Here is a 15,352-nt window from a genome sequence, read left to right as displayed (position 1 = left end):
CGGTCGTTGGTCCAAGACGCAGCGAACGGCGAGAAAGAGCCCATTGTGTGAATTCGGTTTTCCCGCTGCATGCGCTCGCAGCGTGGAAAATGCTGCGTCAACGTAAAATTCGGTGCGGCCGCACGGCGGGAAAACCAGCCATTCGTGCAGAGTGCAGCAAGGATCAGAGGTCGAATTCACATCAGACTGCGGACTTTGCCGCCATTCGTGTTTTTGTTAATCCTTCACGGGAAGGAGCGCCCCAATGACCCCAGAGAAACTGCGAGAAATCTACGGCGACGTCTCACCTATTGCTGCGGCTAAGGTGATTTCAAGGTTTGATACACACTGTAGGGATTTCATTGCACATTCGACTTTCCTTGTGCTCGCGACCTCCGATGGAACCAATCTCGATGTATCTCCAAAAGGTGATCCCGCAGGATTTGTTACAGTAGAAACAGACAAGACGCTGCTCTTGCCTGATCGTCCCGGTAACAACCGCATTGATGGGCTGCTGAATATTTTGGCCCACCCCAAAGTTGCACTTATCTTTATGATTCCGACTGTTGGCGAAACGCTACGCGTCAACGGTGTTGCCGAGATCAGTGACGAGCAAGCACTTCGAGATCAGTTTCAGGTCAAGGGACGATGTCCAAAGACGGTATTGCGCATCACGGCGGAAGAGATATTTACCCATTGCGGCAAGGCCCCAATGCGGGCCGGTTTCTGGAAGCCAGATACATGGCCGCAGAACCGACCAGTGCCAACACTGCTCGAAATGCTTAGAGATCATACTGATACGGTTATTGGCAAGACTGATGATGCTTTGATTGAGGCACGCTATAGAGAAACGCTCTACTAGCGAGGCCGCGTTGCGCTGATCATCTTCCTTGCTAATCACACGCAATATGGGCTCCAGCAAACGATTCTTAGGGGATACACCATCTACAAGGAAATTCCGGCTGCACATGCGATCGCTTTTGTATTCGGGTTTGATCCACCACGCTCTTACCCCAACTGATCGGCGAACTTGGTCAACAGTTTATGTTTCAGGATTTTGCCAGTCGGAGCGGCGGGCAGTTCGATCGCTAGAATGATCTGCGAGGGTCGTTTGTAACCTGCAAGGCGCTCCTTCACGAAGGCCTTCAGTTCTTCGACGCTGACGGTATCGCCCTCAGCAATCTGCACGAACGCCAGAACCTGTTCGTCGCCACCCGCCATGTGCCCGATGACCGCAGACTGGATCACGCGCGGATGATCGTTCAGCGCGGCCTCAACTTCTGGGGGATAGACGTTAAATCCACCATGAATGATCAATTCCTTTGAGCGGCCCAGAATGTGCAGATGACCGTGGTCGTCGATCCGGCCCAGATCGCCCGTGCGCAACCAGCCGTCGTCGTCCAATACCTTGGCTGTTTCCTCAGGGTTCCGGTAATACCCTTTCATCACATGACCACCCCGCGTCAGCACTTCACCCGATCCTTCGGCCCCGCCCGGAACGGTGTCATCTATGCACACTTCAACGCCCGGCAGCGCAGGCCCAGTTGAGGTGTCAGTGGACCCGATAGTGTTGCGCGTGGCGCAGACGCCCGCGGTGGTTTCGGTCATACCGTAACCGTTCTGCAGTGCCACGCCATAGAACGCCTCGGCCTTGCGTTTCCAAGCCGGATCAAGCGGCGCCGCACCGGACGACACATAGCGCAAGTGGTCTGATCCCAAAGCAGTTAGCCCCTGTTCACGGGTGTACTGCATCAGCAGCGCGTGCATCTGTGGGACCGCCGACAGCAGCGTCACACCGTCCTGCAAAGCCGCGAACAGCTTGGCGGCTGAAAACCGCGTTTCAAGCCGCACGGCGGCACCTGCATAACAGGCGGCTGTGACCACCGATGCCAAGCCAAAAACATGGGTGATCGGCAGAACGCCGTAGATCAAATCCTCCGGCGTCATGTGACGCAAAGTGGCCGATGCCATGCCGCCAAAACGCACGTTATCATGGGTCAGCATCACCCCCTTGGGATCACCCGTGGTGCCCGTGGTATAAAGCAGTACGGCCACATCGTTCAGCGCTGCATCGGGGGCGCTATCGAAAGGTGTCGCGAGGTGGATGTCGCCAAACGACCCGCACACGGCCTTTCCGCTCAACCGCCCGGCATGGGTCGCTGCGTCCGCTGATGCCGCACTCGTCGTGACCACGACGGCAGGGGTTGCGTGATCAAGAATACGCGCGACCTCAGCGGCGGTTTGGCGGGCATTTACCGGAATGATCACCGCGTCGATCTTCCAGCAGGCGAAAAGCATCGCAACAGCGGTGGCACAGTTTTCCGACAGCATCATTACGCGGTCCCCCGCACACACGCCTGCCTCGGTCAACACCGCAGCGGCGGCTTCAGCGGCAAGGTTCAGCTCAGCGTACGTCCAACTGACCCCGATGCTGTCTTTCAGCGCCGGGGCTATGGGCCGCACCGCCACCTGATCATTCAAAAATGCCTCTACCCGTGCCATCACTCTGCCGCCTCCTGAAAGTGCATCACCTGTCCCGTTTTGCGATAGGCCGTCTCTGCCTCCGCTTCAATCCGCGCAATGATGTCTGCCATCGGTTCCACCTTGTCGGTCAGGCCAAGCGCATGCCCCGCGGACAACATGCCCCGGCTGACATCACCGGTTTGATAGGCCTTGCGCCCAATCTGTCCTGATACCAATGGCAGCAGCTCCTGAATGGTCACATCGGGGCTTTCCGCCTCCATCCGAGCCACCTCTACCGTCGTCTCATTTGCCAACGTGCGGATGGTGTTGCGCACTGATCCCATGGTTAGCACCGTATCGCGCTCAGTCGCATCGACCAGCGCCTGCTTGTACCTCGCATGCGCCGTCACCTCCTCGGCTACCAGCAGCCGCGTGCCCATGACCACACCGGATGCGCCCATCGCCAGCGCCGCGACCAGTTGGCTACCATGCCCGACGCCACCGCCGATCAGAAACGGGATGTGCAGATCGCGACCTGCCATGGCCCCGTTCACGAACGATCCGATCATGTCCATCCCGGGATGCCCGCCGCACTCTGCCCCGACAATTGACACCATGTCGACGCCAACACTTTGCGCCTTCACCGCATAACGCACGGCGGGCACCTTGTGGATGACGGTCAGGCCAAAGTCCTTGAGCAGTTTAATATAGGGTTCGGGGTTACGCCCCGAGGTCTCGATCACTGTCACCCCTTCGTCTGCGATCAGGCGAAAGACATCAGCGGTTTGATCATCGGGCACCAGCTTGGGCAACATCGACACGTTGACACCAAACGGCAGGGTTCCGCACATGTCGCGCGCCTTGCGGATTTCGGCGCGAAGGGCATCCATATCGCCACCAAAGCTCGCCGCTGTCACGAAACCCATAATCCCGGCATGTGCGGCCGCAGCTACATAAGGTGCATCACCCAGCCATTGCAGCCCCCCTGCCAAGATTGGCAAGCGAATGCCCAGACGGCGCGTGATTTCGGTGTCCCATATCATCATGCGAACTGCGCCTTGCGTTTTTCCAAGAACGCCGCAATGCCTTCTGCCGCTTCGTTTGTCCCTGCGGCATGGGCCATCGCGTCTCGTTCGGCGTCAAGTTGTGCGGCTTCGGACACCTCATAGGATTGCGCCACCAGTTGCCGAATTGCGCTTTGGGCGTTTCTTGGACCCGCGGCGAGCGTATCGGCAAGCAGTATAGCCTCACCCAAAGCGTTGCCTGTATCGCAAATTCGGCTGACGGCTCCTAGTTCTGCAAATCGGGTGGCCATTACGGGACGGCCCATCAGGCACATTTCCATCGCAAGTGGGCGCGGGATCATCCGCGCCAGCGATGCAGTCAGACCTGCATCTGGTACCAGCCCAGCCTTGACATAGGCGGCGGTAAATTTGGCATCTTTTGTCGCAACGATCAGGTCGCAAGCGAGCGCCAACGAGAGCCCCGCACCCGCCGCACCGCCCTCAACCGCGGCAATGATCGGCACGGGACAGGCACGCATTTTACGGACCAGATCGTGCAGCGTATCGACCTTGTCCCTCCGCTCCGCTTCGGTCAGCTTGCGCCGCTCAATCAACACGTTCATGTCACCGCCTGCGCAAAAGAAGTCACCGCGCGATGTCAGGATCACTGCCCGGATACGCGGCTCGGCTGCAAGATCCATTGCCTGCGCCAACGTAACGTAAAGCGCGGGCGACAGCGCGCCTCGTTTGTCAGCATTACCATTCCACACGATCAGACGATCACCTCTGTCCTCAATCTCTGCGGTCATTTTGATCCCCTCTTAAACACGCCGCTTGCGCGCGATAAAAGGCCTCCTTCCGCACTGTAGAGCATTGCCTCGGCGAACACGATTTTATGGCCACCGCCCGACACCCGCCCCCGCGCCATGACCGTCCCGGCAGAAATACTTGCAATGTAATCGGTGGTCAGCGACAGCGTCAGTACCGGGACGAAGGCCCCGTCCTGCGCCAGATGCCGTGCGCAGGCAAACCCGGCGGCCACGTCCAACAGCAGCGTGTGCAACCCGCCGTGCAACACGCCTGACACGTTCAGATGGTGCGCCTCCAGCGCCAGCGTGATCCGCGTGCTTCCATCGGGTGCGCTCAGATCAGACTGAAACCCGATCAGCCCCGCGACCCCGCTCGGGGGTGCGTCATGCGGCGGAAAGGGCAATGAAACGCTCCAGATGATGGTCAGTGTCGCCAAACCGATGGTCGGCCATGACGATGCGTTTGGCGATATGTGCAAGCTCATATTCCTGCGTCATCGCGATGCCGCCGTGCATCTGTATCGCGTCCTCTGCCACCAGACGCCCTGCGCGGCCCATCAGGTTCTTGACCGCCGCGATGTGGCGGTCGCGCGTTGGGGGATCACCGTCCAGATGCCCGGCCGCGTTGATCACGGCCGATCGCGCCTGCTCCATCTCGATCAGCAGGTCGGACATGCGGTGCGCCAGCGCCTGAAAACTGCCGATCGGCCGCCCAAACTGTTTGCGCGTCATCAAGTATTCGCGGGTCAAGGAACAGGCAGTTTCCATCGCGCCCAGCGTCTCGGCGCTTTGCGCGACACAGGCGGTGGCGATGCGCGCCTTGATGGCTTTAGCAGCCTTACCTGCCGCACCCAGTCGCGCGTCTGAGGACACCTTCACATCGTCCAATGTGACCTCTGCCGCACGGCCCCCCGCCAGCAGCGCATAGCCCTGAACGGTCAGCCCTTTGGCATCCTTGGGAACAAGGAACAGCGACAAGCCCTCCGTAGCATCAGCCTCCCCACTTTCACGGGCCGACACAACCAGCATGTCGGCAGCCTCCGCGTTCACCACAACGGCCTTGCGCCCGTTCAAAATGATGGTGTCACCGTCTGCCTTGGCAGTGGTCGCCACGCGCGTCAGGTCATAGCGGCTGTTTGGCTCACCATGGGCAAAGGCCAGATGCAACGTACCGCTGATAAGGTCCTCAATGTGCGGCAACTGAGCCGCGTTGCCCAGATCGGCAATCAGCCCACCCGCAAGTATCGCAGTGTCCATAAACGGCTCAACCACGCCCGCGCGACCCAATTCTTCAAACACCACCGCGATGTCAAAACCCGCGCCACCAAAGCCGCCCTGAGTTTCGGTAAAGAGCGCGCCGATGATACCAAGCTCCGCCAACTCCGACCAGATACCTGCGGACATACCGCTGTCGCTTTCGAGGATCTTGTTCCGCGTGGCGGTGTCGTATTTGTCGCGCAGAAAACGCCGCAGGCTGTCTTGCAGCATTTGACGTTCTTCGGTCAGCTCGAAATTCATTGCCCGCCTCCCAATGTAGTTTTTGCGATGATCTGGCGCTGGATTTCGTTTGAACCGCCAAAAATCGACAGCTTACGGTTGTTAAAATACTGCGCCGCGACCGGGCCAGCGGCCAGCGGATCGGGCAAGACCGCATTCGATCCCTCAACCGCCTCGGACGCGAACGGCATCGCATAGACACCCGCCGCACGCCGCGCCAGATCGTTGATTTCCTGACGGATGATCGTGCCCTTGATCTTGAGCATCGAACTTTCCACGCCGGGGGCCGTGCCCGCTGCCGCCTTGGAGATGATCCGCAGGTTGGTGGTGGACATCGCCATCAGATCAATCTCGACTTGCGCCACACGAGCCGCAAAATGCGGGTTTTCGATCAGGGGTCTGCCGCCGGCCATTTCGGATTTGGCAATGCGTTTGACCGCCTGCAAGCCAGCCCGCGAAAACCCGACGCCCGCGATGTTCGTGCGCTCATGGGTCAGCAAATATTTGGCATAGGTCCAGCCTTTGTTTTCTTCGCCCACCAGATTTTCGGCAGGCACTTTCACATCTGTGAACCAGACCTCGTTCACCTCAGCCCCACCGTCCAGCAGCACAATCGGGCGCACTTCGATGCCCGGCGTATCCATGTCGATCAGCAGAAAGGAAATGCCTTCTTGTTGCTTGACGTCCTTGTCGGTGCGCACGAGGCAAAAAATCATGTTGGCGTGCTGGCCCAGAGTGGTCCAGGTCTTTTGTCCGTTGACGATGTAGTTATCGCCATCCTTGACAGCCGTAGTTTTCAGCGAGGCCAGATCGGACCCGGCACCGGGTTCGGAATACCCCTGACACCACCAATCCTCACCCGACAGAATGCGGGGCAGCCAGTGGTCCTGTTGTTCCTTTGAACCGAATTTCTGCAGCACTGGCGCCAACATCGCCAGCCCGAATGGCACGATGCGCGGCGCCGATGCGGCGGCGGCTTCTTCCTCAAAAATATGCCGTTGCACGGCGTTCCATTCCGCGCCACCAAATTTCTTTGGCCAATTCGGGGCCAGCCAGCCTTGTTCGTTCAGGATCGCGTGCCAACGCTCATGACCGTCCTTGCCCAACTCCTGCCCGTTCTTCACTTTGTCGCGCAGATCATCAGGCAATTTTTCATCCAGAAACGCCCGCACATCCTCGCGAAATGCCTTTTCCTCATCGGTATAGCTCAGGTCCATTTTGGCCCCCTTACGAATAGATTTCAAACAGACCCGCGGCACCCATGCCGCCGCCGATGCACATGCTGACCACGCCCAGTTTGGCACCGCGCCGTTTGCCTTCCAGCAATAGATGCCCGGTCATGCGTGCGCCGGTCATGCCAAACGGATGACCAATCGCGATGGAACCGCCGTTTACGTTGAATTTTTCAGGGTCGATCCCCAGCGTGTCGCGCGAATACAGGCATTGCGATGCGAACGCCTCGTTCAACTCCCACAGGTCGATGTCATCAACTTTCAGCCCGTGACGTTCCAACAGGCGGGGCACGGCAAAGACAGGGCCAATACCCATTTCATCGGGCGCGCAGCCTGCAACCGCAAAACCTTTGAAGGCACCCAAAGGCTCCAATCCCTGTTTCTCGGCGTCCGCACTGTCCATCAGAACCAAAGCTGCGGCACCATCCGACAACTGGCTGGCGTTGCCTGCGGTGACGAAATTACCATCGCCGCGCACAGGCTGCAGCCCAGCTAAGCCTTCAAGAGTGGTCGTAGGGCGGTTGCATTCGTCGCGCTCAACAGTGACCTCGTGGGTTGTGATTTCTTTGGTCTCTTTATCTTGCACCCCCATGACGGTCTGCATCGGCACAATTTCAGGGTCGAACTTTCCACTGTCCTGTGCTGCCGCGATCAACTGTTGCGAGCGCAGGGCATATTCGTCCTGATAATCGCGGCTGAGGCCATAGCGTTTGGCGACGATATCCGCCGTTTCGATCATCGCCATATAGATGGCGGGCTTGTGTTCCAGCAGCCACGCCTCTTTGACCGAGTTCACCTGCGGCTGCACCATTGAGATGCTTTCGACCCCGCCCGCGACCATCGGCCCGGCACCTTCTTGGCAGATGGCATTGGCGGCCATGGCGATGGTCTGTAGCCCGCTTGAACAGAAGCGGTTCACCGTGACCCCTGATGCGGTCACCGGCAGACCCGCGCGCAAGGCGATCTGGCGCGCGATGTTGCTGCCCGTGGCGTGTTCGGGATAGCCGCACCCGATCATCACGTCTTCGATCTGTGCAGGGTCAACACCAGCGCGCGCCACGGCGTGTTCCACAACATGACCGCCCATGGTCGCCCCGTGGGTCATGTTTAGAGACCCGCGAAAGGACTTGGCCAGCCCGGTGCGCGCAGTCGAGACGATAACAGCTTGTTTCATTGTGCAGCTTCCTTGTTCAGATCATCAAATGTGAGCCCTTCGGCCACAAGTTTTTTCAGCAGGGGTGCGGGTTGCCAGAACCACGCGTCACTTTGCGCAAAGTGTTCAATATCGGCCAGCACCGCGTCCAATCCTTGAATGTCAGCCCACTTCAGCGGCCCGCCCCAGTAGCGCGGGAAACCATAACCAAACAGCAGAACCATATCGACGTCGAGCGGACGGCGCGCGATGCCTTCCCCGACAACCTTGGCACCTTCGTTGACCATTGCGCACATGTAACGGCGCAAGATTTCATCATCGGAAAAGTCGCGCGGGGTGATGCCCAGTTCGCACTGTTCCTCTTCGATCAGTCGGTTGATTTCCGGGTTTGGCACCCGGCCCCGTTTGCCCTCTTCATAGATATAATAGCCTTGCCCGGTCTTCTGACCGAAATGACCCTGTTCGCAAAGGCGGTCGATATAGGTTGGCACCCTTTCGTCGGGGTGACGGTCCGGTGCCTTGCGTTCGCGGGTGGCCCAGCCAATGTCGAGCCCGGCAAGGTCGGCCACTGCAAACGGCCCCATGGCAAAGCCAAAATCGGTCAACGCCTTGTCGATCTGATAGGGCGACGCGCCGTCCAACACCATGTGATCCGCCGCCGTGCGGTAGGTCGCCAAAATGCGGTTGCCGATGAACCCATCACAAACACCCGCGCGCACGCTGATCTTGCCCAATGCCTTGCCAAGCGCAAAGCCGGTTGCGACAACATCGGGTGCCGTCTGATCCGCCACAACAACTTCCAGCAGCTTCATCACATGCGCGGGCGAGAAAAAATGCAGCCCGATCACATCCGCAGGCCGCGAGGTGCTGGCCGCAATTTCATTTACATCCAGATAGGAGGTGTTGGACGCCAGCACGCACCCCGGCTTGCACACGGCGTCCAGCTTGCCGAACACATCGCGCTTGACAGACATGTCTTCAAACACCGCTTCGATCACTAGGTCGGCATCCTTCAGACTGTCGTAACTCTGCGAAACTTCCAGCGCGATGGTGGTTAGGGCGTTGTATTTTTCTTCTGTAATCTTGCCGCGCTTCAATGCGCCTTTCAAATTTCCCGCAATGCGACCACACGCCGCTTCGCCCGCGTCCTCGGTCATCTCAATCAGCACCACGTTGAAACCCGACAACAGGCACGCCGTTCCAATGCCAGCGCCCATGGTGCCGCCCCCGATCACACCGATCGTTTGCAGGTCGCGCGGGTCTACCCCTTTTAACTCCGGCAGATTGCTCACCGCGCGTTCGTTGAAAAACGCATGGATCAAACCCCTACGTTGGTCGGTGTCCATCAATTCCATGAATAATTCACGTTCCCGCGCCAGCCCTTTGTCAAACGGCAGCTCAGAGGACGCTTGAATGGCGCGCACGGCAGTGGCCGGGCTGATCTGCCCTCGCCCCTTCTTGAGGACCGCATCATAAGTCGCGTCCCAATTAATCGCACCCGGTCCGGACATTTCGCTGACAGGTCTACGCGGCGCATCGCTATCCAGCAATTGCTGCGTGTAGGCCAAGCCAACTTCTTCCGGGTCGCCTTCGGTCACGCGGTCGACAATGCCCAGCTCAAGTGCCTCTTCCGCCTTGATGTGTCGGCCTGTCGTGATCGCCTCGACCGCCTTTTCCGCACCCGTCAGCCTCGGAAGCCGCTGCGTGCCACCGGCACCCGGCAGGATACCAAGATGCACTTCGGGCAATCCGACACGCGCCGTTGGTTGTGCCACACGGTAATGGCACCCCAGCGCCACTTCCAACCCACCACCAAGACTGACGCCATGCATTGAGGCAACAACCAGCAGCGGCGATGCCTCGATTCGGTTGCACAAATCCGGCAGGCCCGGTTTCTGCATCGGCTTTCCGAATTCCTTGATGTCTGCGCCCGCAATAAACGCGCGGCCGTCACCAACCAACAGAACCGCGCGAACGGCCTCATCGGCTTCTGCCCGGTCCATCGCGTCAGACAAGCCTTGCCGGACGGCATGCGACAGCGCGTTCACCAGCGGGTTTTGGATTCGCAAAACGGCAATATCATCGTGGCGGGTGTAAACAATCTTATCGGTCATCCATGTTTCCTCAAAATATCTTATCCGCGCCGGGTCAACGAGGGTGAGCGGCCCAGACGGTGTTCAATACCGCTGACAACGCCGCGCAGCGCCGGGCCAACCTCGTCCATGATCCGCGCGTCTGGCAAGTCTTCGGGCAGGGCGCCGCAGGTAAAGGCGACGGCCTCACCGAACTCCCCTGCATAATAGGGCACGCTGACGGCATTGACTGTCCGGGCATAGCGGGTGTCGGGCGGGGCCAAGACAAATCCGCGCCCCAGCAACTGGTCATATCCGTCACGGCGGTACTGCCGCAACGCGTCGTCCGGTGTCGTCGCCTCGAACCGTTCGTCGTCAAGGCTCGCCATCACTGCCAGACCCGAGGACGATCCGAAAACAGGGATACGGTGGCCCGGTTCCAGCCAGATGGTCGACCGGTCGGCGGGCCGCCACGTGCGCACCAACATCATCCGCATGCCGTCACGTACCGCGATCAGCGCCAGTGTCCCAGTGTCGTCGGCAAGCCGCTGCATCGCCTCCGCCGCCGCATCGACAAAGCTGACCGCGACCGACGCGACCGACCCCAGCGCAATCGCAGCCGGGCCCAGGCGAAACCGGTCATTGCGGCCGCCGTGGGTCAGATAACCAAGCTCGGCCAACGTGTAGGTCAGCCTTGAAACGGTGGGCTTGGGTAGGCCTGTTCGCTCTGCGATCTGGGCATGGGTCAGGCCGTTGTCACCGGCACGAAAGGCCCGCAGCACGCCCAGGCCCCGCGCCAGGGTGTTGGCGAATTTGCGGTCGGTTTGCGCTGTTTCGGTTTGATCGTTCATCGCGCTGCCATCGGGATCAGCAGCGAAATCGCCGGGAACGACATGATCAGGATTAGCACGATGAAATCTACCGACAGGAACCGGGTGATGCCCGCGAAAATCTTGTCGATGGGTGCCTCGCGCCCAACAACGTTGGCAATGACAAACACGTTCAGCCCAACAGGCGGCGTGATCAGCCCAATCTCAAGCAGCTTGATGACGACGACGCCAAACCAAATTAGGTTCAGGTCATAGCTTTCCACCAGCGGGATCATCAGCGGCAGCGTCAGCACCATGATCCCGATGGGGTCGAGAAACATACCGAGCAACAGGTAAATCACCGCGATGCATATCATGAGTACCACCACCGAAAGTTGCGCGTCTGTCACCATGCCAACGATCACACCTGCAACCCCGGTCAGGGCGATAAAGGCTACGAAAATCTTGGCAGCGGCGGCAATCAAAAAGATTGCCGAGGTCTGGATGCAGGTTTCCTTGACCGCGTCCCAAAGCCCCGCCAGCGTCAACTTGCGCTGCGCAAAACCGATCAGGGTGGCCGCGACGACACAGACTGCGGCGGCTTCGGTTGCGGTAAAGATACCGCCGTAAATGCCGCCGATGATCAGCACGAACAACAGCACGGCAGGCCAGCTGTCCAACGCCGCACGGAACCTTTCGGCGTGAGTATAGCGCGTGTCGGTAGACGGCGCGATGGACGGCGTCCACCAGACCCAAACCGCGATCACAAGGATGAACCCCGCCAGCGTCAGCAACCCCGGCAGTACCCCCGCAAGGAACAGTGACGAGATCGAGGTTTCGGTAAAGATGCCGTAGATAATGAACAGGACCGACGGAGGAATAAGCGACCCTAGCGTACCGCCCGCCGCAACCGACGCGGTGGCGAGCCGCGGGTCGTATCCCATGCGCAGCATTTCCGGCGTGCAGATCTTGCCCATGGTCGACGCGCAAGCAATGGACGATCCGGTGATTGCCGAAAACCCACCGCAGCCCATGACCGACGCCATCGCGACGCCCCCCGGCAAACGGGTCAGCCAGACCTTGGCCGCGTGATATATCTTGGTCGTGATATCGGCGCGGTACGCAATGTGACCAAGCGCCACGAACAGCGGGATCATCGATAGGTCGTAAGAATGGATCAGGTCAAAGGAGTTGGAAAACACCATCGAGGTGGTTGCCTTGATCGCGCGTTCGGGCATGAACGTGCCGGATCGGAACGCAAAGATGAAAAACGTGGCGACAGTGGCGACGGCGGCCAGAGTAAAGGCGATGGGCACACGCAACGCCAGCAGAATCAGCACTGCGGCGAATGCGATCATGCCTATGGTGGCGGCATCCATCAGCGTGTTCCTTCTTCGGTCAGCAGATCGCCAACATGGTGTTGCTCATCGGATACCGTCCCACCGGCAAGGATCGTGCGCGTGTCGCGCACTGCCAATTCCGCAAGACGCGCAAAGGTGGCACCGATGCCAATGACGAACAACAGTCGTCCCGGCCATTTCGGCAGGTTCAGGTCACCATAGAAAAAGCTGCCTTTTTCCCAGACAGACAGAAATTCGCGTCCACCTGCATAGATCAGCGGCGCCAGCGCGATCATCCCCACGATTGACCCTGTGACAATCAGCCACGACCGCAGATGGGTCCCGAACCTGTCAGAGATGAAGGCCACGGACACATGCGCCCGCGCCGCTGTGGCGGCAGCGATGGGCAGGGTGATGGCGGCAACCATGAGTTCGCGCACCATCGTCACGCTATCGGGCACATTGCCCGAAAATACTGTACGTGCCACCACGTTGGTGGTGATCAGCACACCCAACAGGATGACCGCAATCGCGCCCAGTCCCAACAGGATCTTTTCAAGATTGATCAGCATTGGCGGTCCCCTCCTTCAGATGTCGCTTTTCCTGGTCGAATGGCCACGTGCGCCCCAGATTATTTCCGGGGCGCACAGACCGGCAGGTTCAATTCGTCTTGGACGCCCAAGGATAGCCGCTTGCATCACGCTCATCAGTATATTTGGCAATCAGCGTCTGGTAATCCGCCAGCAGCTTTTCTCCCGGCAGGCCGAGGCCATCGGCGGTGGAAACCCATTCGTCGAGGAACTTCTTACCGGCATCAACCAGTTTCGCGCGCTCTTCGGCGGGTAGTTCGATCACTTCGACGCCCTGCTCCTTCATGGATACGATGGCCTTCTCGTTGGCATCGTTGATCATGCGGCCGAATTCATCGGCCATGTCGGAACCTGTCTGGTTGATGACGGCCTGCTGTTCAACGCTGAGAGAATCGTAGGTATCCTTGTTCATAAAGATGCCCAGACCTCCAACCTGACCCCAGTTCAGGATCGTGTAATTGTCCATCACTTCCGCCTGCTTGAGAGCCGCAACAGCGTAGGAATAGCCCTGCGAGCAGTCGATCAGACCCGTATCGAGACCCTGATAAGCGTCGTAGATCGACATGTTGACCATGTTCGCACCATTCTCGCCGAACACCTTGCCATAGGCACCCACACCGCGAACCTTCTTGCCCGAAATGTCGTCGGCGGTGCGGATCGGATCGCCCTTGCAGCCGATGTTGACTTGGCTCGTCGTCCAAGTGCCAATATAGACGAGGTTCTTTTCTGCCAGATCTTCTTGAATTTCGGGGCTGCCTCGCATCAACTCGTCCGTGGCGCGCATGCCGACCCAAGCGTCGGGATTGTTCAGTGGCAGATCGGCGATGCCGTATCCTGCCATTTCCTGCGGGTAGTAGACAGCGATGACCGACCCCATATCCGCTACGCCGTCGGCAATCGACTGTACTGCCGCCTGCGATTTGAACAGCGCGCCGCCCCATTGGATGTCGACTTTGATGTCACCACCCGAACGTTCGGTCAGCTGGTCGGCGAACCACTGGAGCGCATCAGCGCGCGCGCCGCGGTTTGGACCTGCTTCGCCGTGGATCAGTGTCGTTTCGGCGCTGGCGATGCCGCCTGCAACTGTCATCGCCGCAACCATGGACAGGGATTTCAGAAATGTCATGTGATCTCCTCCTCGAGACTTGTTTCGCATAGTGAAAGTTAGTTTCATTAATTCTTGTAAGACATTAGAGACACCAAATGAGTCGCGCAAGGGAAAGTTACTTCGCGGCAACAAGGTGCCGATCAAATGTCAGACAACATCTGATCCGGAAGGATCACGCCTCGGATCAATTCGGCACTTCCGCAATGGGCTCAAAGCCGCCTTTTGCTTTCGCAGAAACATTTGATGACGCGCCAGCGGCGAAGCTGACATTAGTTTTTAGGCAATAATACGTCGTCAGCGCTGTGTTGATTTTTGGGCAGGAGGGTTGGATGGAGGGCAAATCATGCCAAGGGTTCAACTTCCCGCTGTCACCCCAAAACGAAGAGCCTGGAATAAGGGTCGCTTCGTCGGGCAAAAGTGCCCGCTTCTATGGTGCCACCTAATACCGACTCTGAAATAGGCTCCGCACAATTCATCACCACAACGGTGAGAAAGACGTAACGTATTCAGTCTTGTTCCTATCAGGAAGGCGCCAACCGGATTGACCAAATTTCGAACGGTAGACATTGTAAAGAACATCGTCGTGTGACTGGCGACGTAGACAAACCAACCGTGCAGTTTTCTGCAACAACAGCAAGGGACCCGTTAATGGAAAACTGGAACATCACCATCAAAGCGCCAACGGGTGAATTCGATGCTACCCTGACTTTAGTTGATGAAGGCGGTGTTCTGGCTGGAGAGATGGCTGCTAAGGGTGGCAATGGTCCAATGCAAGATTTAATACTTGGCGAGGAAGCCATAGCATGGTTCACAAAAGTTGAGCGTCCAATGCCGATGAAGCTGAAATTCAGAGGAACGCGCGACGGGGATACCATGAATGGAACGGTAAAATTCGGTCTCTTTGCTTCCGGAACATTTAGCGGGTCAAAAACCTGAACCACCTACCTTCCTTCGGTAATTCGGGCGTTGGTGAGGTCACGGAGCTATCGCATGAGCAGATTTCTGAGGTATTCGACTATACCAATAGTTTCGAATGCGACACTTATGTTGCCGCAGCGCTATGTAGCATGGTTCGCGAATGGGAAGGTGAGCACGGTAAAGACATTAGCGGCGACATGATCACCATCTAACTTACCGTTTCAAACTTCTACTGTGAGCATCTTGTGGCTGTCATCTTTGTGTTCCGCATACTGTTGCGAACATTGTGCTCAACACAGCGTTTCCGCCCTGCCCTCAAAATAACACCAAAAACACACTAATACGCACACCAAAAATATCGTCGTGTAAGTCATTGAC

14 protein-coding genes are annotated in these 15,352 nt (G+C 58.3%); 2 read left to right on the top strand and 12 right to left on the bottom strand.

Features of this window, described 5'->3' with window-relative positions; genetic code table 11:
• Nucleotides 1–244: 244 nt before the first annotated feature.
• On the top strand, nt 245–841 hold the full coding sequence (locus ACFDSS_RS08880) for a pyridoxamine 5'-phosphate oxidase family protein (protein WP_271437165.1): 597 nt from the start codon (nt 245–247) through the stop codon (nt 839–841).
• A gap of 146 nt (nt 842–987) precedes the next feature.
• Here ACFDSS_RS08880 and ACFDSS_RS08875 read toward each other — a convergent pair whose 3' ends face one another.
• From ACFDSS_RS08875 to ACFDSS_RS08820, 12 genes are all read right to left on the bottom strand, one after another.
• Nucleotides 988–2,481 carry a class I adenylate-forming enzyme family protein gene (locus tag ACFDSS_RS08875; protein WP_271437164.1) on the bottom strand — a complete coding sequence of 498 codons (1,494 nt, stop codon included), beginning with the start codon at nt 2,479–2,481 and terminating at the stop codon, nt 988–990.
• A complete protein-coding gene (locus tag ACFDSS_RS08870; RefSeq protein ID WP_271437163.1) occupies nt 2,481–3,488 on the bottom strand; it encodes a nitronate monooxygenase family protein in 1,008 nt (335 codons plus the stop codon). Before ACFDSS_RS08870 ends, ACFDSS_RS08875 begins: the two co-directional genes overlap by 1 nt.
• The gene (locus ACFDSS_RS08865) at nt 3,485–4,255 is read right to left on the bottom strand and encodes an oxepin-CoA hydrolase, alternative type (protein WP_282058709.1); all 771 of its coding nucleotides are present in this window, start codon (nt 4,253–4,255) and stop codon (nt 3,485–3,487) included. The genes ACFDSS_RS08870 and ACFDSS_RS08865 overlap by 4 nt, the downstream gene beginning before the upstream one ends.
• Nucleotides 4,252–4,659, bottom strand: coding sequence for a PaaI family thioesterase (locus ACFDSS_RS08860; protein ID WP_375255395.1), 408 nt, complete (start codon nt 4,657–4,659; stop codon nt 4,252–4,254). The genes ACFDSS_RS08865 and ACFDSS_RS08860 overlap by 4 nt, the downstream gene beginning before the upstream one ends.
• Nucleotides 4,640–5,773, bottom strand: a complete 1,134-nt coding sequence (locus tag ACFDSS_RS08855) for an acyl-CoA dehydrogenase family protein (RefSeq protein WP_282058710.1) — start codon at nt 5,771–5,773, stop codon at nt 4,640–4,642. The genes ACFDSS_RS08860 and ACFDSS_RS08855 overlap by 20 nt, the downstream gene beginning before the upstream one ends.
• The gene (locus ACFDSS_RS08850; RefSeq protein WP_271437159.1) at nt 5,770–6,969 is read right to left on the bottom strand and encodes an acyl-CoA dehydrogenase family protein; all 1,200 of its coding nucleotides are present in this window, start codon (nt 6,967–6,969) and stop codon (nt 5,770–5,772) included. The genes ACFDSS_RS08855 and ACFDSS_RS08850 overlap by 4 nt, the downstream gene beginning before the upstream one ends.
• A gap of 10 nt (nt 6,970–6,979) precedes the next feature.
• Nucleotides 6,980–8,158 carry an acetyl-CoA C-acyltransferase gene (locus ACFDSS_RS08845; protein WP_271437158.1) on the bottom strand — a complete coding sequence of 393 codons (1,179 nt, stop codon included), beginning with the start codon at nt 8,156–8,158 and terminating at the stop codon, nt 6,980–6,982.
• Nucleotides 8,155–10,251, bottom strand: a complete 2,097-nt coding sequence (locus ACFDSS_RS08840; protein WP_271437157.1) for a 3-hydroxyacyl-CoA dehydrogenase NAD-binding domain-containing protein — start codon at nt 10,249–10,251, stop codon at nt 8,155–8,157. Before ACFDSS_RS08840 ends, ACFDSS_RS08845 begins: the two co-directional genes overlap by 4 nt.
• 20 nt (nt 10,252–10,271) lie before the next feature.
• Nucleotides 10,272–11,060, bottom strand: a complete 789-nt coding sequence (locus ACFDSS_RS08835) for an IclR family transcriptional regulator (protein WP_271437156.1) — start codon at nt 11,058–11,060, stop codon at nt 10,272–10,274.
• Nucleotides 11,057–12,397 carry a TRAP transporter large permease gene (locus ACFDSS_RS08830; protein WP_271437155.1) on the bottom strand — a complete coding sequence of 447 codons (1,341 nt, stop codon included), beginning with the start codon at nt 12,395–12,397 and terminating at the stop codon, nt 11,057–11,059. The genes ACFDSS_RS08835 and ACFDSS_RS08830 overlap by 4 nt, the downstream gene beginning before the upstream one ends.
• Nucleotides 12,397–12,930 (bottom strand): TRAP transporter small permease, encoded by a 534-nt coding sequence (locus ACFDSS_RS08825; protein WP_271437154.1) that lies wholly within the window; start codon nt 12,928–12,930, stop codon nt 12,397–12,399. The genes ACFDSS_RS08830 and ACFDSS_RS08825 overlap by 1 nt, the downstream gene beginning before the upstream one ends.
• An 88-nt stretch (nt 12,931–13,018) precedes the next feature.
• Nucleotides 13,019–14,074, bottom strand: a complete 1,056-nt coding sequence (locus ACFDSS_RS08820; protein WP_271437153.1) for a C4-dicarboxylate TRAP transporter substrate-binding protein — start codon at nt 14,072–14,074, stop codon at nt 13,019–13,021.
• Nucleotides 14,075–14,704: 630 nt separating this feature from the next.
• Here ACFDSS_RS08820 and ACFDSS_RS08815 point away from each other — a divergent pair.
• A complete protein-coding gene (locus ACFDSS_RS08815) occupies nt 14,705–14,992 on the top strand; it encodes a hypothetical protein (RefSeq protein WP_052068540.1) in 288 nt (95 codons plus the stop codon).
• Nucleotides 14,993–15,352 lie beyond the last annotated feature (360 nt).

It is taken from the genome of Yoonia sp. (assembly GCF_042093035.1).
Taxonomy (GTDB): Bacteria; Pseudomonadota; Alphaproteobacteria; order Rhodobacterales; family Rhodobacteraceae; genus Yoonia.
This window is presented reverse-complemented; position numbering and strand designations above follow the sequence as displayed.

Bases quoted from the DNA above. Each gene is read 5' to 3' on its own strand.
- ACFDSS_RS08880 (WP_271437165.1), top strand. From the start codon at position 245: ATGACCCCAGAGAAACTGCGAGAAATCTACGGCGACGTCTCACCTATT.
- ACFDSS_RS08875 (WP_271437164.1), bottom strand. From the start codon at position 2,481: ATGGCACGGGTAGAGGCATTTTTGAATGATCAGGTGGCGGTGCGGCCC.
- ACFDSS_RS08870 (WP_271437163.1), bottom strand. From the start codon at position 3,488: ATGATGATATGGGACACCGAAATCACGCGCCGTCTGGGCATTCGCTTG.
- ACFDSS_RS08865 (WP_282058709.1), bottom strand. From the start codon at position 4,255: ATGACCGCAGAGATTGAGGACAGAGGTGATCGTCTGATCGTGTGGAAT.
- ACFDSS_RS08855 (WP_282058710.1), bottom strand. From the start codon at position 5,773: ATGAATTTCGAGCTGACCGAAGAACGTCAAATGCTGCAAGACAGCCTG.
- ACFDSS_RS08850 (WP_271437159.1), bottom strand. From the start codon at position 6,969: ATGGACCTGAGCTATACCGATGAGGAAAAGGCATTTCGCGAGGATGTG.
- ACFDSS_RS08845 (WP_271437158.1), bottom strand. From the start codon at position 8,158: ATGAAACAAGCTGTTATCGTCTCGACTGCGCGCACCGGGCTGGCCAAG.
- ACFDSS_RS08840 (WP_271437157.1), bottom strand. From the start codon at position 10,251: ATGACCGATAAGATTGTTTACACCCGCCACGATGATATTGCCGTTTTG.
- ACFDSS_RS08835 (WP_271437156.1), bottom strand. From the start codon at position 11,060: ATGAACGATCAAACCGAAACAGCGCAAACCGACCGCAAATTCGCCAAC.
- ACFDSS_RS08830 (WP_271437155.1), bottom strand. From the start codon at position 12,397: ATGGATGCCGCCACCATAGGCATGATCGCATTCGCCGCAGTGCTGATT.
- ACFDSS_RS08825 (WP_271437154.1), bottom strand. From the start codon at position 12,930: ATGCTGATCAATCTTGAAAAGATCCTGTTGGGACTGGGCGCGATTGCG.
- ACFDSS_RS08820 (WP_271437153.1), bottom strand. From the start codon at position 14,074: ATGACATTTCTGAAATCCCTGTCCATGGTTGCGGCGATGACAGTTGCA.
- ACFDSS_RS08815 (WP_052068540.1), top strand. From the start codon at position 14,705: ATGGAAAACTGGAACATCACCATCAAAGCGCCAACGGGTGAATTCGAT.